This window comes from Candidatus Poribacteria bacterium, from assembly GCA_028820845.1.
Classification (GTDB): Bacteria; Poribacteria; WGA-4E; order WGA-4E; family WGA-3G; genus WGA-3G.
The window spans coordinates 82430-103010 of sequence record JAPPII010000011.1 but is presented as its reverse complement, the minus strand read 5'-3'; the positions used below and the strand labels follow the sequence as shown (position 1 = coordinate 103010).

General features: G+C 48.2%; 21 protein-coding genes. 10 read left to right on the top strand and 11 right to left on the bottom strand.

The genetic code is table 11. From position 1 onward, the window contains the following. The first annotated feature begins 15 nt into the window (after nt 1–15). Nucleotides 16–1092: a VWA domain-containing protein gene (locus OXN25_02655; GenBank protein MDE0423751.1), complete on the top strand. Its 1077-nt coding sequence runs from the start codon at nt 16–18 to the stop codon at nt 1090–1092. Nucleotides 1093–1096: 4 nt separating this feature from the next. Here the strand turns inward: OXN25_02655 and OXN25_02650 are convergent, their stop codons facing one another. The 5 genes from OXN25_02650 to OXN25_02630 all read right to left on the bottom strand — a co-directional run bounded on the left by OXN25_02650 (nt 1097) and on the right by OXN25_02630 (nt 5918). Further along, nucleotides 1097–2095: a branched-chain amino acid ABC transporter permease gene (locus tag OXN25_02650; protein MDE0423750.1), complete on the bottom strand. Its 999-nt coding sequence runs from the start codon at nt 2093–2095 to the stop codon at nt 1097–1099. 1 nt (nt 2096) lies between these two features. Continuing rightward, nucleotides 2097–2993: a branched-chain amino acid ABC transporter permease gene (locus OXN25_02645; protein ID MDE0423749.1), complete on the bottom strand. Its 897-nt coding sequence runs from the start codon at nt 2991–2993 to the stop codon at nt 2097–2099. Nucleotides 2994–3189: 196 nt separating this feature from the next. Next, the gene (locus OXN25_02640) at nt 3190–4386 is read right to left on the bottom strand and encodes an ABC transporter substrate-binding protein (GenBank protein MDE0423748.1); all 1197 of its coding nucleotides are present in this window, start codon (nt 4384–4386) and stop codon (nt 3190–3192) included. Nucleotides 4387–4452: 66 nt separating this feature from the next. Beyond that, nucleotides 4453–5214, bottom strand: coding sequence for a hypothetical protein (locus OXN25_02635; protein MDE0423747.1), 762 nt, complete (start codon nt 5212–5214; stop codon nt 4453–4455). A 107-nt stretch (nt 5215–5321) separates the two neighbouring features. Further along, complete coding sequence (locus OXN25_02630; GenBank protein ID MDE0423746.1) at nt 5322–5918, bottom strand: phosphatase PAP2 family protein; 597 nt, start codon at nt 5916–5918, stop codon at nt 5322–5324. Nucleotides 5919–5983: 65 nt separating this feature from the next. Here OXN25_02630 and OXN25_02625 point away from each other — a divergent pair, with 65 nt between their 5' ends. Continuing rightward, nucleotides 5984–6208 carry a hypothetical protein gene (locus tag OXN25_02625; GenBank protein MDE0423745.1) on the top strand — a complete coding sequence of 75 codons (225 nt, stop codon included), beginning with the start codon at nt 5984–5986 and terminating at the stop codon, nt 6206–6208. A 122-nt stretch (nt 6209–6330) separates the two neighbouring features. On the opposite strand, the gene OXN25_02620 is transcribed toward OXN25_02625, so the two are convergent. Beyond that, on the bottom strand, nt 6331–7188 hold the full coding sequence (locus OXN25_02620) for a LamG domain-containing protein (protein ID MDE0423744.1): 858 nt from the start codon (nt 7186–7188) through the stop codon (nt 6331–6333). Nucleotides 7189–7516: 328 nt separating this feature from the next. On the opposite strand from OXN25_02620, the gene kdsB reads away from it, so the two are divergent. The 8 genes from kdsB to OXN25_02580 all read left to right on the top strand — a co-directional run bounded on the left by kdsB (nt 7517) and on the right by OXN25_02580 (nt 15193). Continuing rightward, the gene (kdsB, locus tag OXN25_02615) at nt 7517–8248 is read left to right on the top strand and encodes a 3-deoxy-manno-octulosonate cytidylyltransferase (protein MDE0423743.1); all 732 of its coding nucleotides are present in this window, start codon (nt 7517–7519) and stop codon (nt 8246–8248) included. A gap of 66 nt (nt 8249–8314) precedes the next feature. Beyond that, on the top strand, nt 8315–9940 hold the full coding sequence (locus OXN25_02610) for a CTP synthase (GenBank protein ID MDE0423742.1): 1626 nt from the start codon (nt 8315–8317) through the stop codon (nt 9938–9940). A 54-nt stretch (nt 9941–9994) separates the two neighbouring features. After that, nucleotides 9995–10333, top strand: coding sequence for a type II toxin-antitoxin system RelE/ParE family toxin (locus OXN25_02605; protein MDE0423741.1), 339 nt, complete (start codon nt 9995–9997; stop codon nt 10331–10333). Further along, nucleotides 10330–10728, top strand: a complete 399-nt coding sequence (locus OXN25_02600) for a hypothetical protein (protein MDE0423740.1) — start codon at nt 10330–10332, stop codon at nt 10726–10728. The genes OXN25_02605 and OXN25_02600 overlap by 4 nt, the downstream gene beginning before the upstream one ends. A 72-nt stretch (nt 10729–10800) precedes the next feature. Next, nucleotides 10801–12081, top strand: a complete 1281-nt coding sequence (locus OXN25_02595) for a lactate racemase domain-containing protein (protein ID MDE0423739.1) — start codon at nt 10801–10803, stop codon at nt 12079–12081. Continuing rightward, complete coding sequence (locus OXN25_02590; GenBank protein ID MDE0423738.1) at nt 12078–13337, top strand: lactate racemase domain-containing protein; 1260 nt, start codon at nt 12078–12080, stop codon at nt 13335–13337. Before OXN25_02595 ends, OXN25_02590 begins: the two co-directional genes overlap by 4 nt. Nucleotides 13338–13340: 3 nt before the next feature. Beyond that, complete coding sequence (locus OXN25_02585; GenBank protein MDE0423737.1) at nt 13341–13907, top strand: TRAP transporter small permease; 567 nt, start codon at nt 13341–13343, stop codon at nt 13905–13907. Further along, complete coding sequence (locus OXN25_02580; protein MDE0423736.1) at nt 13907–15193, top strand: TRAP transporter large permease subunit; 1287 nt, start codon at nt 13907–13909, stop codon at nt 15191–15193. The genes OXN25_02585 and OXN25_02580 overlap by 1 nt, the downstream gene beginning before the upstream one ends. A 101-nt stretch (nt 15194–15294) precedes the next feature. On the opposite strand, the gene OXN25_02575 is transcribed toward OXN25_02580, so the two are convergent. The 5 genes from OXN25_02575 to OXN25_02555 form a co-directional block, all read right to left on the bottom strand. After that, on the bottom strand, nt 15295–16089 hold the full coding sequence (locus OXN25_02575) for a LamG domain-containing protein (GenBank protein MDE0423735.1): 795 nt from the start codon (nt 16087–16089) through the stop codon (nt 15295–15297). A 66-nt stretch (nt 16090–16155) separates the two neighbouring features. Further along, nucleotides 16156–16401 carry a hypothetical protein gene (locus OXN25_02570; protein MDE0423734.1) on the bottom strand — a complete coding sequence of 82 codons (246 nt, stop codon included), beginning with the start codon at nt 16399–16401 and terminating at the stop codon, nt 16156–16158. Further along, on the bottom strand, nt 16398–16652 hold the full coding sequence (locus OXN25_02565; protein ID MDE0423733.1) for a hypothetical protein: 255 nt from the start codon (nt 16650–16652) through the stop codon (nt 16398–16400). The genes OXN25_02570 and OXN25_02565 overlap by 4 nt, the downstream gene beginning before the upstream one ends. Nucleotides 16653–16658: 6 nt before the next feature. Beyond that, on the bottom strand, nt 16659–17879 hold the full coding sequence (locus OXN25_02560) for a putative DNA binding domain-containing protein (protein MDE0423732.1): 1221 nt from the start codon (nt 17877–17879) through the stop codon (nt 16659–16661). Nucleotides 17880–17961: 82 nt separating this feature from the next. After that, complete coding sequence (locus OXN25_02555; GenBank protein MDE0423731.1) at nt 17962–20544, bottom strand: DEAD/DEAH box helicase family protein; 2583 nt, start codon at nt 20542–20544, stop codon at nt 17962–17964. Nucleotides 20545–20581: the final 37 nt, after the last annotated feature.

The following is a 20581-nucleotide window of genomic DNA, read 5'->3' as shown; positions in this document are numbered from 1 at the left end:
ATAGGAAAATAAAAAATGAACTGGCTCCGTTTTGGTCATCCAGAATTTCTCCACTTCCTATGGGCAATTCCGCCACTAATTCTGTTGCTACTCTTCGGATTGCGACAGAAACGGAGGGCGCTGCTGCGATTCCACAGTAATGTGGATCCGGCGCATCTACGACGACACAAAGTTCAAGCGGGGTTGCTGTTGTTGAGTTATCTTTTTCTGACGCTGGCGATCGCTCGCCCACAATGGGGCACGGCACCTGAACGGGTTGCAGAAAGGTTGGACGTTATGCTTGGGCTTGATATTTCAACGAGTATGCTGGCAGAAGATAACACATCTGTTCGACGACTCACGCAGGCTAAAGAGGCTATCTTCTCACTCTTAGCGGAACTTGAGGGTGACCGATTCGGTCTGCTTTACTTCGCCGAAGCGAGTTTCGTGGTATGTCCATTGACGAAGGATACCGACACGCTCAGAGAATTCTTAGCAGCAATAACCGCCGATACACTGATCCATAGCGGCACCCGCATCGGCAATGCCATAGAGATAGCGACCGAGCGACTGACTTCGGATCAGGACGACCTAACAGCAATAGACCCCGATGATAGAGGACAGAAGGTGCTGATCCTGTTTACAGATGGGGAGGATCACGGAGAAGCGTCAATCTCAGCAGCTAAAGCGGCGAGTCAGGTAGGCGTATACGTCTACTGCGTCGGTGTGGGTAATCCTGTCCAATCTGTCCCGATTCCGCTTCCACAAGTGCCTGGTACAGAGACTGCGCCGTACAAGCGCGATGTCAACGGACAACTTGTGCTAACGGTATTAGACGAAACGCATCTTCAAGAAATCGCCAAAGCAGGGAGTGGTCGTTACTATCGTGCGTCCCCTGGAATCATAGCGTTACGAACAGATTTAGCGCGACTGGAAAGGCAGCGCGTCAGCATCCATGGAGATGGCAAATACCGAGAACGCTTCCAATTGTTTGTAGCAGGGGCATTAATTCTGCTTATCTGCGAAAGATGGCTATCCGCGAACCGCAGACCGCGAACCGTAGACCGCAAAACGCAAAACGCGGGAAGCGAAAAGCGGGACGCAAATTTCTGACCCCTTAAGCTTTTTTGAGGGTTAATCCACCGGGGCGGAAACGCATTAAGAGGATGAGAATAAGCCCAAAAATAAGGTAGCGTGACCCGCCAAATTGGTAAGGGATAATGAAGCCGGGTCTCAGCACTTCTCCTAACGATCCGAGAATCGCTGCACCTATCATTGCACCCCTTATACTTCCCATACCGCCAAGGACCACCATACAGAGGATGAGGATAGACTCCCAGAATTCAAAGAAAGGTGCGCTAATGTTAACTTGGAATTGCGCCACGAAACCGCCACCTAAACCACCGATGGCTGCACTCACTGCAAATGCCAGTGCCTTATAGCGACTGACATTGATCCCCATACTTTCAGCCGCCTGTTCATCTTCACGAATTGCAACCCACGCTCTCCCGACCCGAGAATGCTGCAGTCGATAGGTGATAAAGACCACTAAGACGAGCAGGATGAGAATATGGTAGTAATTGTGCCAATTCTGATTGAACACCACTCCGAGAATAGCAGGTGGCGGAATGTCGCGAACCAACCCATTTGGACCGCCAATTAACCACTGCTCGTTTTTCACGATACGGAAGAGCAGCTCAGCAAACCCAAAGGTAACAATTGCGAAATAATCACCCGTGAGCCGCAAAGTGGGTGCCCCCCGCAACAATCCCCACAACGCGCCATTGAGCACAGCGAGCGGCAATGCAATCCAGTAACTCACGCCGAGGCGCGCCATCAATAAACCTGCCGTATAGCCCCCAATCAGGTAAAACCCGACATAGCCGAGATCAAGGAGTCCTGTGAACCCACACACAATATTCAGTCCGATAGCCAAGAGCATATAGAGATAGGCGCGGACAATAATCCGCAGCATGTAATCTCCACTTGGGAGACCGAGATAAATATCCTGATGGGACAGGAAGAGGGCGATGGCATCAATGCCATACATTAATAACGGCAGAAAACAGATAAATAAACCAAAGATGATGTTTTTGGGTGTTAATCGATTTTTCATATTAAGCGCGCTGCCCCGTTGATCTGCCAAAGAGTCCAGAAGGACGAATAACAATTACTGCGATCATAATAATATAGGCGATTGCCAAGCGGTATCCGGAGGAGATATACCCCGCTCCAAAAACCTCGGCTAATCCGATAATGATGCCGCCGAGCATTGCCCCAGTAATGTTGCCGATACCGCCGAGAACCGCAGCGGCAAAAGCCGCGACTCCTTTATAGTAGCCCATTGTTGGCGTAACCACTTCTCGCAAACCTACCATCACTCCCGCGACCGCCCCTAAGGCAGAACCGATAATAAAGGTTATAGCAATCACTCGGTTTGTCCGGATTCCCATCAGATTCGCTGCAACAGGATTTTGGGCACACGCCCGCATGGCTTTGCCGATTTTGGTTAGATAAATCAACCTGTTTAGGGCTACCATTAAAACGAGTGCCAATAGGATAATAAACACATCCCTGTAAGGTAAAGACGCGCCTCCGGGAAGTGAAACCGCGTTCTGACTCAGGAAAATAGTAGGGAGCACTTCAGAGGGAAATTGACGGGGCCGGGCTGACCAAATCATTCGCGCGAGGTTCTGTAGTGCCAACGACATACCTATTGCTGTAATCAATGCCGATAGACGCGGCGCATTCCGAAGCGGTCGGTATGCGACCAGATCTATCAGCATTCCTAACATCCCACACAGAATCATACTCAGTGGCAGTGCTATCCAGAACGGTATACCGAAAACAGTTATAAGCATGAGTGCGATATAGGCACCAAACATGAAAATTTCGCCATGTGCGAAGTTAATCAGTTGGATAATACCGTAAACCATGGTATAACCGACCGCGATGAGTGCATAGATGCCGCCGAGTACCAATCCGTTAATAATTTGCTCTAAAAATTGTGCCATAATCTTCTTTTTTTGCCGTCAGCAGTCAGGGCGGTGGCTACGCCACCTTTCGGCAGTCAGTCAAGAAACAATAAAACCACAAAAAGTGGCGAAGTTTCAATTGCCCTTTTAAAAACGAAGGAAGTGAGCGTATTGATGACTATTTCCCTGATGGCGGACTGTTCCGATTCTATAAGGTGAAAAATCCCTTTTAAAATCACTCTAATTCAAGTAGTTGCTGATCAGCGGCAACAAATTGTCCATCCTTCACAATTTTCACGTAAGCCGGTTTATTCACCGTATCGCCATTTATATCAAAATAGGTTAGCCCCGTAACCCCTTTGTAGCCCTCCTCAGGCGTATCCAAAGATGCCAAATGGTCTCGGATGGCTTTTCGGTTATCAGCGACGGCTGCCTCTGCGTTGTAAGTTTTTTCAAGAGCTTCTGCGATCATTCCAACGGCATCGTAGGTCAGTGCAGCCCATGTATCGGGTGCGACCCCGTGCATTTCCTCAAAATTAGCTGCCATCTGTAGGGCATCTTCGCCAGCTGCACCAAAGGTAAAAGGCGTTGTGAGATAAGTACCTTCGGCGGCATCGCCTGCGATTGTGAGGAAGTCAGGGGAATCCACACCGTCCGCTCCGAAGAATTGTGCCTCAATTCCAGCCTCCCGCGCCTGTTTAGCGATCAAGCCTGCTTCAGTATAGAGTCCTGAGATGAAAACAGCGTCGGGATTTTTGGCTTTAATACTGGTGAGTTGTGCCTTAAAATCGGTATTATCGCGATCATAAGCTTCCGAAGCGACCAGGTCAAGCCCTATCTTTTCAGCTTCGTCAACGAATGCGTTCCTTAAACCACGCCCATAATCGTCGTTATCAAAAAAAACAGCGACAGATTGCAGGTCCGTCAAGACTTTGTCAATATATTGTGCGATGAATTTTCCTTGGAAATCGTCGCGATACAAGTTGCGGAACGTCCAGTCGCTCCCTTCACAAACCGTCACATTCGTGGACCCGGGTGACAACTCGACGATACCCGCCCGTTGATAAATCGGTTTTCCAGCCAACGAGCAAGAACTGTTGAAATGTCCAACGACCGCAAGGATCTGTAGATTATTGGCGATGCGCTCTGCTACGAGGCTTGCCTCTGCATCTTTACCGGCATCATCTTCAAAAACCAGTGTAAACTTCATTCCGTTGATTCCACCGGCATCGTTAATTTCTTTTGCTTGGAGTTCAGCACCGCGGCGGATCATCTCTCCAAAAGCGGCGGCATTGCCCGTAAATGGCGCGGCAACGGCGACTTTTAATTCCCTTGGTGCCCTCTGTGTTTGGCCTGTGCTCCTGTCTTGGGCTTGACACCCCAAAATGGACACGAGTCCTACTATTAGTAATCCGACAAGCCAATTTCGCATTTTAGGTATACTCCCTTCGTTATTTAGCGATCCTGCGTGTTATTAGGACGAATTAAGCCGGTGAGGTTATTCGCTATTTTGTTGCAAGACCTGTCTAAAATCAAATTTAAATTGCAATTTATCTGCTTTACCATCTGAATGAATTATCCGAACTTCAGGAACAACAATCCTAACGTCTGTCGTGTCACTGGGAAGTCGATCGAAAACTAAAAGACCACTCCGTCTCGCGCCGGAGAACAATTTACCACTTTCAAAGACGCTATCTTCTATCACAATGCGTCCCCACTCTAATGCTTCGGCATCTATATAGGACTGGTGATACCCATAATAGGAGGGGTAAGTCAGCGGCACATAAGGATTCTGGTGCGAGATATCTACATCGTCGTAAAGTGAGTCGAAGTAATCGGTAGAGAGATTGGCATACTGCGTGTCCTTTCCATCAATTAGAACAGCTATGTCATCAACAAGGACACGACGGTGGTCGCGGTTATGGACGGTAATGCCAAACACGGTGTAGATAGGTTCAACAGCCCCATTCCGCTCAACGATAAGATAAGGATTTAATTTTGGATCTTCGGTGAGTGCGAACAGTTCGACCTCATCAATCGGTTCAATCGTAACCGCGACGCCCTTTTTTTCGACGGTCGCCGCCGCCGTTTCTGGATCAATTTGGGCGTTAAAACGTCCCTCGACGGGTTCCATGTAGACTTCAACTGAAGGGTATGGCGTAGCAGCACACCCAGCCAAGAATACACCAATTAGAAGAAGCAAACCGATGCTGCTCATAATCTGGTATCGGAAATAGACGCGATCTCTCTTAGAAGTCATGTGTCCCACCCTCCTTTGGTAACTATATTTTACACAGCGTGAATTTTATTGTCAAGTGATTTAGTGTTAACACGATTTAATGGTGTTAATCAATCAAGTTTTAGAAACTAAAACTCCCATTTCAGTAGCGTGATGCGTTTATGCCAGACAAGCATGCCCATTGTCGTACCAATTGCTGCGCCAACGACGACATCTGATGTATAATGTCGTCCTAAATAGATGCGCGAGAACCCGACGAGTCCAGCACCGAGGTAGAGCGGAATCCGCCATTTTGGATATTGATACCCCAAAATGGTTGCAACACTAAATATAATAGAGGCGTGCCCTGACGGCATCGCTGGATTCCCCAAAGTTTCATCAAGCGGACGTTTCCTGCCTATCAGCCTTTTCATGCCATACGTTATGCCGGCAGCTCCTATATACGCCGAAGCCAACAACTTTCCGGTTTCTCGATGGGATTCATTTCCGTAGGCCATAAGGAGAATTGAGGCACCCATCACACCGCGATAGTCGCCAAGATCTGAGATACCTCCCATGATCGTCCACATCGGCTCTTGGCGTGGTGGCGCATCATAAATACGGTCAAAAAAGGTTTGATCCCAGCGCGATAAGATATTTTCAGCATCCGCCTCTAACCCTATTGTAAAACAACAGAAAACCGAGACGCTTATGAAGTATGCTTTCAACCGAAAAAACGTTGACAATTGCCTGTCCTTGTGTTGTGATTAAGAGATTCAACAAAGCATTACCGAAGCCGGAGAAAATAAAAATGCAAATACGCCATACTGTGGTCGAGTATGATCTGGAAGAAGCGGCGGCCATGCTCGACATCCCCCGCGCAGACCTAAAAAAAGCGGTTGAAGCAGGACACTTGCAGTGTTACTACCGACGCGGTAAAGATGATTACCGTTTCCACGAAGCGAGTATTCGCGTTAACAAAGACCTGCTCTCCGAGAAAGATTACCTCGCCAAGGTATTGAATTTGACCCTTTGAGTCTGGCACGGTTCGGAATGCATGTCGCATGAATCAGAATCAACGGTATTCAGGTTCTCCGTGTGGCATGAACCGAGGCGAGTACACCGCAAAACCGTGCCTACTGCGTTTGAGATTTCGCGTTACTGTGAGGCTTTGAGTCTACCCCAAGTCGTCGCCAATTTGCCTTGCGCTTCAACAGCGAGAAATGCCTCAACGCTATCGTTCATGATAATATTGACTTCTTCTTCGGTCAGACCACGTTTCCAGACGTTAAGGTCATCCATGAGTCCATTAAACGGACGGTTGTTATCAATATTAAAACCGACGCGAGCCCCCTGTCCCCAATCTGGTGCGATTGGCGTGCCAACGCGAGCCTTCTCTTCCCCAACATTGCTTCCGTTGATGTAAAGCACAGCTAACCCGTCGGCGCGACTGAATGTGCCGGCATAATGTATCCATTCATTGGCTTCATTTTTCCCAGCGCGGATATCAAAGATCGTTGTGCCGCCTGCACTCCGATTGAGCCAGCGATAGTTTCCGTCCCCGCGTGCCTCTGGATGCACAAGCCATGTGTTATCGGCAGCACGTGCGTTGAAAATTGCCATGTCTGAGATAGCCTCAACGTTAATCCACGCGACAATGCTCATTCCTTCGGTTGGAATATCATCAGGCTTGATGTTGGGTCCATCAAGATCAAGAAAACTACCTGCTGCGAAATGAGCAGCTTTGCCAAACTTCCCATCGTCAGACTGTGTGACCTTCCCCTGAATCGCACCGTCATAACCACGGCCAGCCTTGCCAACGACAGTATTGCCATCAAAATCCTCATAATCGAAATATAGGACTAAATCCGGATCGATGATCTGAGCAGATGCGTTCTGAATTTCAAACCCAAGGAACCCTACTATATGTAGAGAGAAGGTGCATATTAGAAATAAGCACACCAGATGCAGGCGGTGCTTAGCAGTTGATGTTAGAAATCGAAAATCTCGTTTCATTTTGAAATCTCCTTTATACGAGTTATCTATCTGTTTTCTTATACAAACCCGTTGTTTGTGTTAAAGTTTATCACTTTCCCAATTGTATTTGCAAATGGAAATTAAAAAAATTCTTGATTTTTAACTCCGCTTTGGGTTAAACTGATTTAGAAGACAGAAAGAAATATAAAGAATAGGACAGACGCAATTTTGACTGTCGGACCTTCTATGAAATAGAGATACTTGGACAAACACAGGCGTTTGGATGGCACAACCTAACAGGTTATGCTACAAAAGAGGGCAGGGCGTAAGTCCTAAAGAATTTAGGGTGTTAAAAGGAAGCATAAGGTTGCAAAGTGTAGGAATCATCCCAGCTCGCTATGCCTCAAGCCGTTTTGCGGGGAAGCCGTTAGCAAACCTGCTTGGGAAGCCGATGGTGCAACACGTCTATGAAAGCGCGTGCCGCGCAAAAATGCTCAACGAAGTTATTGTCGCTACAGACGACCAGCGGATTTACGATGCGGTAACTCAATTCGGTGGAAATGTCCAAATGACGGGTCCGTGTGCGACTGGCACTGAGCGCGTCGCCGTTGTTGCAGAAGAATTAAGATGTGATATTGTCGCCAACATTCAAGGCGATGAACCGCTTCTTGAACCTGCGCAGATAGATCTGATGCTACAACCTTTCGTTGACAGACCCGAGGTGCAAGTTTGTACGTTGAAACAGCGGGTTGAGACTGCTACAGACTATCGAGACGTTAACGTCGTTAAAGTCGTTACAAACCTGCGGGGAGATGCGTTGTATTTCTCGCGTGCGTCTATACCGGGAAGAATCGGTGAGGATGAACTTCACAAATTTCCTGTATATCGACACGTCGGCTTGTACGCTTACCGTCGAGACCAACTCCTCGCTTTCACAAAGTGGAAGTCCACGCCTTATGAACTCGCAGAAGGTTTAGAACAACTCCGTTTTTTGGAACACGGTGTCCCTATCCACGTCGTCGAAACCGACACACCACTTATTGGCGTTGATGTTCCGGCTGACTTAGAGCGGGTAAAACAAATTTTAGAAACAAACTGACACCGGATGGTCAATGCGGAAACTATAGTATTTTTTGTAGTACAAGGAGGGCATTATAACGTAAAAATGACAAAATATATTTTTGTGACCGGGGGGGTTATCTCAGGTATCGGCAAAGGAATCACTACCGCGTCCTTGGGCAGACTGCTCATTAATCGCGGTTTCAAGGTGATTGTCGTCAAGATTGATCCATATCTGAATGTCGATGCCGGTGTGATGAACCCGTTTCAGCACGGTGAGGTTTTTGTCACGCATGACGGCGCGGAAACCGATCTTGACATTGGAAACTATGAACGATTTCTCGGTATTGATCTCAATCAATACTCCAACTTCACCACTGGATCCGTCTATAGTGAAGTGATCGCGAAAGAACGCCGCGGGGACTACCTCGGTCAGACGGTGCAGCTCATTCCGCACATTACGGATGAAATTAAACGCCGAATCTACCAGATTGGTAAAGACAACGAAGCCGAGATTGTGATTACCGAGATAGGTGGAACGATCGGTGACTTTGAAATGCCCCCTTTTGTCGAAGCAATTCGGCAGATGGCAGTCGAGGTGGGTCGTCAGAACACGCTGTTCCTCCATGTATCTCTCATTTACACCTTACCTAACGGCGAAAGCAAAAGCAAACCAACCCAACATAGTATCCGCAAGCTCCAAGAGTTGGGGGTTCAACCAGACCTGTTGCTGTGCCGAACCAGCAAGCCGCTGGAGGAGGCTTTTCGCCAGAAAATCGCACTCCTCTGCGGAATTAGCGAAGAATACATTTTTGAAGGGCTCGACACGAAATGCGTTGATGAAATCCCACTTAATTTTGAACGGCAAGGCATGGGACATCTCGTTTTAAAGCGATTTGGACTTGAAACACGTCCACCGATGGACGCTGAATGGGCTGCAATGGTCGAAAAACTGAAAAATCCGAAACATGAAACCCGGATTGCCGTCGTCGGAAAATATACAACGGGCAGCGATGCTTATATCAGCGTTCAGGAAGCCCTCAAACACGGTGGGATTGCCAACGCAGCCGCTGTTGATATAGAATGGATGGATTCTGAAGAACTCACAGAACAACCGGACCTTGACAGCGTTTTTTCAGATGTTGATGGAATCTTGGTCCCCGGTGGATTCGGCTATCGGGGTATCGAAGGGATGCTGGTCGCCGCGCGATACGCTCGTGAAAATCGGATTCCATACTTCGGATTATGCCTCGGTATGCAGTGCCTTGTGATTGAATTTGCCAGACACGCCGCTCACTTAAAAGCCGCAAACAGCACAGAAGTAGATTCAGAAACACCTTATCCGGTCATTGATTTGATGCCTGATCAACGTGCCATCGCTGATCTCGGCGCGACAATGCGACTCGGCATCTATCCTTGTGTGCTTAAAGAAAATACCAAAAGTTATGCTGCCTATCAGCAACCCATCATTGTAGAACGCCATCGACATCGCTATGAACTGAACAACGCGTATCGCTCGGAATTAGAAGCAGCCGGACTCTGTTTTAGTGGACTGTCGCCGGATGAAAGCCTCGTCGAAATCGCTGAGGTGATGGATCACCCGTGGATGGTGGGTTCACAGTTTCATCCCGAATTTCAATCAAAACCGCTTGCACCACACCCGCTTTTTCGGGAATTCATTGCGGCGGTGCTTCGCCACCAAGAGCAATCAAGAGAGTGTGATGCTTCTTGAAAAATCGAAAATTATCATAAAACTACACGAGAGGGAGCGGACGACAACGTATCAATGCGCGACGCACATCCAAGAAGATTGCAAGTTTATCGGGATGCAAATGGACGAGAACCTTTCTCTATATGGTTCCAATCTATTCAAGATACAAAATCACATGATCGGATCCAGGCACGGCTTGATTTAATCGAATTAGGCAGTCTTGGCGACTATGGATCTGTAGGTGATGGTGTTTTTGAATTGCGCTTTCATTTTGGGTCCGGCTATCGCATCTATTTTGGACAAGTCGATAACACAATCGTTTTGCTGCTCTGTGGCGGTGATAAGTCATCACAGCAGCGAGATATTGTACGTGCAAAAACTTATTGGAGACAACATAAGGAGACATACGGATGAGAAAATACCGAGAATGGCGCGAAGTTCTCATTGAACAACTCGTTGATAGAGGAAATGTCATTGGCTATCTTGAAGCGGTTATGGAAGAGTATCAAACACACGGAAACATTGCTGCTGTCCAGATGGCACTTGAGAGTGCTGTTGAAGCGCAAAGTGAAATATCTAAACTCGCCAAGCATACTCACACTGAACTACAAGTACTATTGAAAGAGCTATCCAGTGAAAAGGCACCGCGGATAGATACACTCAGAACTATTCTCACCGCTCTTGGATGTCGCCTTTCAGTCGAACCTTTGGAGGAGGTAGGCTCTGCGTTTGAAATCAAGGGCGAGAATCACTCTGTTAAGCCGCCTGTGGATGCCAACCCCAAACTTGAAATTACTGATAACCCGTAAGTATATTGTGTGCTAAGAAAGTTCAACGAATTAGACCATTCCAATCATATTATTTTAAGATGGGAAGCATTTATGAATAATACTATTACAGTTCGTTCCGGTGCCTGGTACGGAGACAAGGCGTTGCCACTGAATTTCCCAACCAATTGGGAAGTAGAAATGTTAGGACCTAAGGATGCCCCTGCCCTCTCTGACGCACAAATCGAACGTGCATTCGCTGAGCCAATCTGCACGCCTCGCATCTCAGAACTCGCAAAAGGCAAGAAAAGTGCTGCTATTGTTGTGGATGATCTGAGTCGCCCGACACCTGCTGCAAGAGTTATCCCGTTTCTCTTGCGCGAGTTAACGGTAGCGGGTGTTCCAAAGTCCGAAATCCGTTTTGTTGTTGGACCCGGTTCCCATCGTCCCCTAACGGATGCAGAGATCCCTATAAAGATTGGGGCAGATGTGGCTGCGGAATACGAGGTAACAAACCATAACTTCCTGGCAGGCGATCTCCGGGCATTGGGTAACCTTGATAACGGCATGCCTATCTATATTAATCGTATCGTTGCAGATGCGGATTTCAAAATCTGTATCGGGGGCTTCTATCCGCACAGTTCCGTCGGTTTTACCGGGGGTGCGAAGTTGATTGTCCCGGGTGTCGCAGGATTTGCGACAATATTCTATTTCCATACTTTCTCATCAAGCCGTGGTCCCGCAGTAATTGAGGGAGAGGTAGCACTTGACCGACGCGACTGTGCTGAGAGAGCAGCACAAATTCTCGGACTTGACGCTATCGCAAACGTTACCCTGAATAGTTATCGCGAGATCTCTGGGGTGTTCGTAGGTGACTTTGTGAAGGCACACCGCGCAGGGGCACGTTTCGCCTTGGATACTTATAGCACACCGGTATCTGAAATTAACGAAAAAGAGACCGATTTGGTTATAGTCAACTGCTACCCACTTGATTCTGATGCGATCCAACTCGACAAGGCGTTGGCGGCTTTTAGCTATTTCGAGAACGCCTATACATTAGCCCTCTACCCAGCGAGTGACGGCAGCTGTTACCACGGACTGTACGATAGACTTGATTATCGGCGTTACCTCGACCAGCGGGCGCAACAGATTCCGTCTGAACCTCCGGCACCGGAAATCGGAAGACGCAACCAACTACACGTCTGGTCTGAGCACTTTGGGGCAGATGAGTTCTACAAGGAATACCCAGCGGCACGCCTTTTTCGCAACCTTGAACAAGTGATTCAACTCTTCGCAAAGAAACTTCCGGCACGGGCGCGCGTCGGTGTCTTGCCAGCAGCCGGAATTCAGGTATTAGTCCCAGAGACTGATCCAGTAAATGGAGAAACCGTATGAACAACACTGCTACAGTCCACTCCCGTGCATGGTACGGGGATGAAGAATTGACGCTGAATTTTCCTTCGGGTTGGGAGGTCGAAACATTAGGTCCCAAGGATGCACCTGTGCTTTCGGATGCCCAAATTGAACAAGCATTTGCTGAGCCAATCGGCACATCCCGCATCTCAGACCTCGCAAAAGGCAAGAAAAGTGCTGCTATCATTGTAGACGATTTGAGTCGTCCGACCCCCGCTGCGACAGTGGTTCCTTTCCTCTTGCGTGAATTAGCGTCAGCGGGTGTCCCGAAATCCGAGATCCGATTTGTTGTTGGTGGCGGTTCCCACCGTCCCCTCACCGATGAAGAAGTTGCGAAAAAGATTGGGGCAGACGTTGCCGCTGCGCACGAAGCCACCAGCCACGATTTTATGAGCGGTGATCTCCGTGCATTAGGGAGCCTTGATAACGGCATGCCGATCTATCTCAACCGAGTTGTTGCAGATGCGGATTTCAAGATTTGTTTGGGTGGTATCTATCCGCACGGTTCCGTCGGTTTCGGTGGTGGTGCGAAATTGGTTGTCCCAGGAATTGCCGGTTTCACGACGATGTTCTATTTCCACTCTTTCTCACCGAGTCGTGGACACGCTGTTATAGAAAGAAAAGGCAGTGAACCGGACCACCGTGATTTCTCTGAAGCCGTGGCAGGTGTCTTGGGTCTTGATGTGATCGTCAACACGGTGCTCAACAGTCGTCGTGAAATCTGCGGGTTGTTCGTCGGCGATTTTGTACAGGCGCATCGGAAAGGCGCTCACTTCGCTTTGGAGACTTACGGCACAGAGATCCCAGAAGCGAGCCGGAAAGAGACAGATCTCGTTGTGCTAAACTGTTATCCGCTCGATAGCGATCCAATCCAGACGGGCAAAGCCCTCTGGGCAACACGTCATTTTGAGAAAGCGTATAAGATGGCACTGAATCCAGCGAGTGACGGCATCTGCTACCATGGGCTGTTCGATCAAATCGACTACGCCCGTTTCCTTGAACAGAAAGCGGAGCGGACAGCATCTGAACTCCCTGCACCACAGCTTGGGAATCAAGAGCAATTGCACGTCTGGTCAGAACACTTTTTAGTGGACGATTTTTACAAGAAGCACCCGGGGGCACTCCTCTTCCGTGATCTCGAACAACTCATTGCGCTATTTGCTGATAAGCTGCCCGCAAACGCGAAAGTTGCTGTACTGCCATCGGCGGGGATCCAGGTGTTAGCGCAAGGGAAATAACTCATGAACGATTTCTCTAAAGCAAGCACCGAGCATCCGCAAGTCCCACACAACACGGCTTTGTTTCTACAGCGTATCAATACCGGTCTGGGTAAGATTGAAACCGGCTTGCTGTGTGCGATTATTGCAATGATGTTAGGACTTGCGGTCCTCAAAATTGTCTTGCGCTATGGGTTTCAAATGAGTCTGGCGTGGAGCGATACAATGCTCCAGCATTTGACGCTCTGGTTGTGTTTCCTCGGGGCTGCGCTTGCCACGTGTGAGAGACGACACATCAGTATTGATGTGCTTAGCCGAATTCTTCCCGAAAAAATCACGCGATGGAGTAACCTGAGTGTTGATTGCCTCGCTCTGATTGTTGTCGGCATCTTAGCATACTACGGCTTCGATTTCGTTATAGATGAACAATCAAGCGAGGCTGTACTAATAGGTAACATCCCCTTGTGGTGGGCAAAGAGCATTATTCCGGTCGGATTTGTCCTCATCGGACTTCACTTCGCCCTTCAGATTGGCATCCGTTTAACAAATAGCGGAGCGGTTCCCGACGTGAGTAAAGGAGTGCCGGAATAATGGGTCTCATCATTGGTATTGGACTGGTAGGTTTCGCGCTTTTCGGCGGTGCACTCTTCGTTCTATTAGGTGGTGCATCAATTATCGGATACCTCACGGCAGGCGAACCGATTTCAACGATCCTCATCGACTTCAACCGACTCACGAGAAATTCGACAATCCTGATTATCCCACTCTTCACCTTTGCGGGCTATATCATCGCTGAAGGGAAGGCACCGCAGCGGTTGATTGCGTTTGCGCGTGCCAGCGTTGGATGGTTACCCGGCGGGATTGCCGTGGTTGTCCTTGGAACTTGTGCCTTCTTCACAACTTTTACAGGCGCGTCTGGCGTAACGATTATCGCTCTCGGCGGATTACTATATCCAATCCTGCGTCAGACGTATAGCGACAGATTCTCGCTCGGTTTGGTGACGGCTTCCGGGAGTATCGGACTCCTATTTCCGCCGTGTGTTCCGCTGATTCTCTACGCGATTATCGCTCAGGTACCTATCGAAAGGATGTTCCTTGCGGGTATTATTCCGGGCCTGCTTATCCTCGGTATTTTGAGTTTCTATTGCTGCGGATGGAGTCTTGCCAAACGAATTGAGACCACACCGTTCGATATTCGCGTTTTTCTCCGAACGCTCTGGGACGTAAAATGGGAGCTGCTTCTTCCGTTTGTTGTGTTAGGTGGTATCATCTCCGGCTTCGTTACATTGGATGAAGCCGCCGCGCTGACGGCTATCTACGCCTGTATCGTGGAATTTGGCATCCACCGCTCCATTTCAGTGAAAGTCTTACCGCGTATTGTCAAAGAGAGTACGCTGCTTGTCGGGGCAATCCTCATCATCTTAGGTATCGCTTTAGGTCTAACAAACTACCTCATCACGCTTGATGTACCGACAACTGTCCTCGATTGGATTCAAGCGACAACTGAAAACAAGGTTGTCACGCTCATTGGACTCAATATTTTTCTGCTCATCGTCGGGTGTCTGATGGACATTTTTTCAGCGGTCATCATCGTTGTCCCGTTGTTGCTGCCCATCGCCGAAGAGTTCGGAATTGATAAAGCGCACTTGGGCATCATCGTCTTAACGAACCTTGAGATCGGTTATTTGACCCCGCCGGTTGGCATGAATTTATTCATCTCCAGCATGAAGTTTGATCGGTCAGTCGTTGTGCTCTACCGTTCGGTTCTCTTGTTTATTGTCTTGCTATTGATAGCGTTAGTATTGGTGACCTATATTCCAGATTTGAGTCTCTGGCTGCCTCGGGCTTTAGGGAGGACAACGGAACCGCTTTTTTAAAGGTTTAAAAAGTTCAATTGAAAAATAAAAAAGTCTGGCGAAATGCATCGCCAGACTTACAAAAATAAGGTTTTATATGGACAGTTTGTCCAACTGCGTTGTTAGCGAGTGACCTTTAAATCGCCCCACGTAACAGCGAGTTTCCCCTCCGCTTTGACATCCAAGCTGGTGTCCATCATCTCCTGAATCTCACCTTCATCAAGGGCACGCTGCCAAAAAGAGATTTCATCAATAATGCCTTCTGCGCCGTTCAGGAAGGGAATATAAGGAACAGTTTCCCATCCGAATCTCGGTTTTTCGTGGAGCTGCGGGAATCCACCGGTAATTTTCTTACCGCTGGTTGCTGCCTCCGCACCGTCAATGTATAGGAAAGGATTTCCGCCCCCAAAGTCCCATGTTGCTGCGACATGGAACCATTCGCCCTTCTTTATGATTCCGTCTGGATCGAATTCAACATCCTGCCAATCGGCATCGTCAGCCGCTTCAAAATAGAAACCGAAATCTTCGGGGTTGATGTCAGCGTGGTTAGCCCCTTTGGACACGAAGAAGTAAATGGGTCCGAAACTGGCATCAAAAATCCGATAATCGTCACCATCGGAGCCGTCCCAATCGGGTTTGAACCAGAAGAGTAGGCTTCCTTCTTCAGCGATCTGATCGGGGACTTCCATGTAGGTTTCCGCGCCTTTGAGGGAAATCCCTGCCTGAAATTTGCCATCGGCAACCCACTTGGCGTTACCGTGAAATGTGCCATCATTCCCGTTTCCGGTTCCATCAACGGCTTTGTTTCCACTCCCTTCACCAATCCATGAAAGCAAATCGGCATCGTCAGGGATCCCTGCAAAGGTAGAAGCTACGGCAAATACAGTAATAAACAAGACTAAACAAACGTGTCTCACGGTCTTTTAACCTCCCATTGTTTGAGAATTTTGATGAGAGGAGTGTAGCAGAATTCGTAAATTAAGTCAATTATTTTTTTTCGATTCTGCTGTCAGGGGATCCGCGGATGTCTCAGGCACTCCCGTTTTTGTTAGCCGCTGCGTGATTGTCGAATATGCGGGTCTCTTGATGGAAGGCTCCGCCTGATGTATTTTCGGGCGCGCTCGAAACTGTGGAATAGGGTTGGGTGGTTCATAGGTATTATGTACGGGCCGTTGTCCAACGGAATAATCAACAGCACTTCGTCCAACTCCAACGGGTTGCTCTTTCATAGAATCATATCCCCCATTTGCTGGTTCAACTGATTCTGAATTTTTTGGCGGTGTCGGCGTGTCAAGAGGACATCGTCCTTCAACATTTGCGAACCGATCAAGTACCATTCTCGGTACTGTTCAAAAGCTGTCACTTTTACGAGATGGAGTCTGCCCTTATCGTATACGTGCATACCGTTCCAGATAGGCGGTTTGTCCCATTCGTAAAGTTGGCTTTCAATAGCGGTGATTTTGAAGGTAGGTGTAGGCATTGGTTTTTACTGTTTCTCCACTTCGTGGGGGGACTTTGCTGCAAAAATCGTCAAACGTAATTCTTCGTCAAATACCTCATACACAGGTGTTTTCCCGCTTAGTGTTTCGCTTTCGTTCAAGATGATACCGACCCCTTCCCCTCGGCGTTCTAAAAAATGTCGCCGAGCTACCTGCCTTCTCATATCATCGTCTAATGTAATTTCTGAAAGCAATCGTGCAAGGAGTTCATTACGTGTGGCTTGACTATAACGTAGATTGTCCACTGTCACCGTATTTGCCAGTGCTCCCGGCGAGTAAAGTTCCAGCCGGTCGTCGAACATAAACAGCCGTATTTTTGAACCGGTTTTTGAATAGTCTCTATGCACAACAGCGTTGACTATCGCTTCAAATATGGCGCGCATGCTATATTCTGGATAGTCTATTCTGCCAACATCCTTCCGCGCTGCGACTGCGTTATATCTTTTAACAAACCTCATAGCGTGTATAATCTGTTGGTCAAGTGGTCCCTTAAAGTCCTGGGCATCAAGTTGGTGGTTTGCATCCATTTCCTTACTGAGATAAAAAACGGCTTGAATGAAACTGTTGTAGAGGTAGTCATCAGGGTTCTCATGACACATCAGTACACCGGCTACAGAGGCACGGTTCTGACCATCTTCCTTGACGAGTAAACGCCTTTTAAGGAGTAAGTCTTCTACTTCATCTTCTGTGGCTCCTTCTGTGATAAACCGCTGGTAGAGGTCGCTCTTTAATGTATTTTCATCTGTATTCGGGACGAACTGTTCGTCAAAGGCGATAATACGTGCTTGCGAGCGCGTTTGAAACAACCGCGCCAACTGTTCGGTGGGCATCTCCCTTTTACTACTTCCTTGGCGTATGAAATAACCGTTAGAGGTCTTGTGAACAAACAGGCTTCTCGGTACCTCTATTTTTAACAGATTCTTACCGTCAATCCGTAGCTTTTCTGTAAAAATGAGAAGGATCGGATCAATACTGTCCTGACATATTTCAACGACTGTTTTTTCCGCGTTATCCAATTCCTGCCGGTTTAAACCAACGATTTCGCCAGTGTCGTCAACCCCAATAAGTATTACGCCGCCCCTGGCATTGGCAAAAGCAGCGATCTCGTCAGCAAGGTTGCTTCTGCGCGGCAGTTCTCTTTTGAATTCTATCGTTGCGTCTTCGCCGAGATGTATTTTTTCTATGAGTTCCGTCAGGCTGTTAAACATGTCTTTTCTCCGGTTGTCTTGCTGACAGTATACCATTATTGCTATGTAATTTCAAGAAACAACGTTTTTGTGCAATGCCTTGCTATCTTCCCATGGAATACACATCAATATCCAATCGGGCGGATATTTCCAGAAATTCCTGATCACTGAACACCAACTGAAAAATACCGTGACGTGTGGGACCATCACGCACGACCATCCTACCTGCGGTATTGAACGCGCCCTCAAGCGTTTCCAACACTTTTCGTTTGTATTCGGTGTCAAGGTTACCTTCGAGATGCTGCCCTTTTGTGTCAAAAATCATGACGTGCTTCACGCCGCCAATTTCGTTTGCCATTGCGACAAAATCGGGGTAAATACGTCCTCGCTTCCAACCTTGCACGTAATACTCGCCGCGTTGACGCGCCGCGACTCGGTGCCACCATTGTAATGCAAGTTCCTCATCAAGATAATAGGCAAACCTTCTTTCCAGCTCGGAATCAAATTGCTGCTCAAATACCGTTTCAAACAGGGTTAGCTGCAACGGTTGATAATCCCTTCTTAACAGGGGTCTATCATCAGAGGAGACCTGTATTTCATAACTGTCCACCATCTGGTAATTGGGTTCTTGGGTCTCCAAATCAAAACGGATCTCGCCCTGATCCAGTTTTCTGCGAAAAATCTGTTCTGCCTGTTTCTCGCCTTCACTTTTTACGTGTTCTCGTAGGACATGCGCGAGGTAAGAACGCCTATCGTAGATGGCTGCTTCGGTTTCACCCTCCGTTCTGAGACGTTCGTACATCTGCTCTGCAATCCGAGCGGCTTGCCAGAGATTGGGCATTAGGTCAGACAGTCGCCGTGCAAAATCGGAAATGCTTATTTGCCTCTCAATGTGTGGTTCTTGCTCGGTATGGAAAACAGGTGGAGCCTCATCGACATCAACTGTTGCGGATTGTCGTCGGACCCCCTCGGGTGCTGATGCGTTCGGGTCGGGCGGTTCAATTAGTGACCACTCTATATGCGGTAGGATATGTGCCTGATAATTGAGGCGGACCCAATTTTCGCCATCTTTATGGAGGACCATCGGCAGATAAATGCTCTGATTCTGGAACTGTTGGCGACGTGTTATAGTTTGCCGCTCGACCTCTTGAACTGCATCTGTTTGCTGTGAACCTGATGTACCCACCACTTCGTCCCCTAAACCTGTTAGTCCTTCCGATTCCAATCCATTCGTAACTTGTGTGACAACGGTTCCGACCTCGGCGTTATTGCAATAGACGTAACACTGATCCAGCAATGCGTTCCCGGTGCATTGGGCGTGGGGTTGCCGCATGACCCTGCCTACAAGTTGCGTAATAGCCCTTTGTGCTTGTGTATTGTCAAGCATTACTAACAGATAGGCAAATGGACAATCCCACCCTTCCATCAGTGCGGATTTTGTGATAATCCAACGCACTTGCGAGAATTCAGAGAGTATATTTTCGCGACCGAGTTCATCGTTTTCGGCGGATTTGACACGAACTGCGTTCAAAGGCACCCCAAGATTTTGCGTAAGGTACTCCCGGACATCCTCGGCGTGGATTCGCACACCATCTCGCTGATCCCTCCCTGTTCGTTCAACTCGCACAACAGCGATAGGTCGGATATACCGTCCTGTGCTGTTTTCAAGTGCCCTTGCTTCGTTATCAAGCCGCTCAAGTTCGTCCGCTGCTTGTCCGAGTGTTAACTGCCACTCAGCGTTTGGGAACGAGGTTACCTGCACGGGTAACTTAATCATTTCCTCTTTTTTGAGGTCGGGGCCCCCAATATCAACGAGGAGGTTGCTAATCCCACGGTTCGGTGTAGCAGAGAGTTCGATTACCATCCGTGGGTCAAGACGGTTAATAGACTTGGCAAATTCTTCGTTTGCTGCCTGATTTCTTGCACCATAAGCTTTATGTGCCTCGTCCAGCACAACGATTGGACGGAGTATTTTGAACACGTTAAAGAGACTCTGTTTGATGAGTCCGCGTTCGGTATGACACTCCAGATCGGGGTATTCATTTAGCATCTCAGTATTGCCGAAGATGTTATCAATATCGGGGAAAAAGCTTGGGTAGCGTCCAGAATCCCGAAACATCCGGAGAAATTCTCTGCCCCTTTGCCGGTTGGTTGCTGGGAGCATCAACAGCATGACGCAGAGGTAGTTGGCGATGTCGTCTCTGTTGAAGGTGTCCTCTTTTTCGAGCATTTTGACGCGCCCTGCGCTTGCCCGATTCAACATTTTACGGTAAGGATGTTGCTTATCCCATAGAGCAGCTTTTGTTTGGGCGTAGATTGCCTTGCTTGGCACGATCCATAGGACTAACCCGCGTTGCCACGGAAGACGTTCTAATGCGGCGGCAGCGAGCAAAGTTTTACCACCACCTGTTGGCACTTTGAAGCAGATATGGGGAATTGGGCGGTTTGCCTCGTCGGTGCGGTCAACGTGTTCACCTGCAGTTGTTGCAACGCTGCCATTTTCCTTTAGTTTTTGCCACGCAGCTTTTGGATAATTGCGTAACTCATTGATAAGTGAGGTATCAATTTGTCTCTGCTGCAGCATCTCAATTGTAGTTTCTGAATCACGCCTTGCTTCCGCAAGTGCCTCTAACCAACGCGCCAAAGCGTCGAGTGCACCTCGCTGATACTCCTTTAGCTCCATCATGGGGCTATATCCTTTGAAAATATCTGAACCAGGATTC

Coding starts and splice junctions, on each gene's coding strand:
- OXN25_02625 (MDE0423745.1), top strand. CDS start 5,984: ATGCAAATACGCCATACTGTGGTCGAGTATGATCTGGAAGAAGCGGCG.
- OXN25_02655 (MDE0423751.1), top strand. CDS start 16: ATGAACTGGCTCCGTTTTGGTCATCCAGAATTTCTCCACTTCCTATGG.
- OXN25_02595 (MDE0423739.1), top strand. CDS start 10,801: ATGAATAATACTATTACAGTTCGTTCCGGTGCCTGGTACGGAGACAAG.
- OXN25_02590 (MDE0423738.1), top strand. CDS start 12,078: ATGAACAACACTGCTACAGTCCACTCCCGTGCATGGTACGGGGATGAA.
- OXN25_02565 (MDE0423733.1), bottom strand. CDS start 16,652: ATGCCTACACCTACCTTCAAAATCACCGCTATTGAAAGCCAACTTTAC.
- OXN25_02640 (MDE0423748.1), bottom strand. CDS start 4,386: ATGCGAAATTGGCTTGTCGGATTACTAATAGTAGGACTCGTGTCCATT.
- OXN25_02570 (MDE0423734.1), bottom strand. CDS start 16,401: ATGAAAGAGCAACCCGTTGGAGTTGGACGAAGTGCTGTTGATTATTCC.
- OXN25_02635 (MDE0423747.1), bottom strand. CDS start 5,214: ATGACTTCTAAGAGAGATCGCGTCTATTTCCGATACCAGATTATGAGC.
- OXN25_02600 (MDE0423740.1), top strand. CDS start 10,330: ATGAGAAAATACCGAGAATGGCGCGAAGTTCTCATTGAACAACTCGTT.
- OXN25_02650 (MDE0423750.1), bottom strand. CDS start 2,095: ATGAAAAATCGATTAACACCCAAAAACATCATCTTTGGTTTATTTATC.
- OXN25_02580 (MDE0423736.1), top strand. CDS start 13,907: ATGGGTCTCATCATTGGTATTGGACTGGTAGGTTTCGCGCTTTTCGGC.
- OXN25_02560 (MDE0423732.1), bottom strand. CDS start 17,879: ATGTTTAACAGCCTGACGGAACTCATAGAAAAAATACATCTCGGCGAA.
- OXN25_02620 (MDE0423744.1), bottom strand. CDS start 7,188: ATGAAACGAGATTTTCGATTTCTAACATCAACTGCTAAGCACCGCCTG.
- OXN25_02645 (MDE0423749.1), bottom strand. CDS start 2,993: ATGGCACAATTTTTAGAGCAAATTATTAACGGATTGGTACTCGGCGGC.
- OXN25_02610 (MDE0423742.1), top strand. CDS start 8,315: ATGACAAAATATATTTTTGTGACCGGGGGGGTTATCTCAGGTATCGGC.
- OXN25_02585 (MDE0423737.1), top strand. CDS start 13,341: ATGAACGATTTCTCTAAAGCAAGCACCGAGCATCCGCAAGTCCCACAC.
- OXN25_02605 (MDE0423741.1), top strand. CDS start 9,995: ATGCGCGACGCACATCCAAGAAGATTGCAAGTTTATCGGGATGCAAAT.
- OXN25_02555 (MDE0423731.1), bottom strand. CDS start 20,544: ATGATGGAGCTAAAGGAGTATCAGCGAGGTGCACTCGACGCTTTGGCG.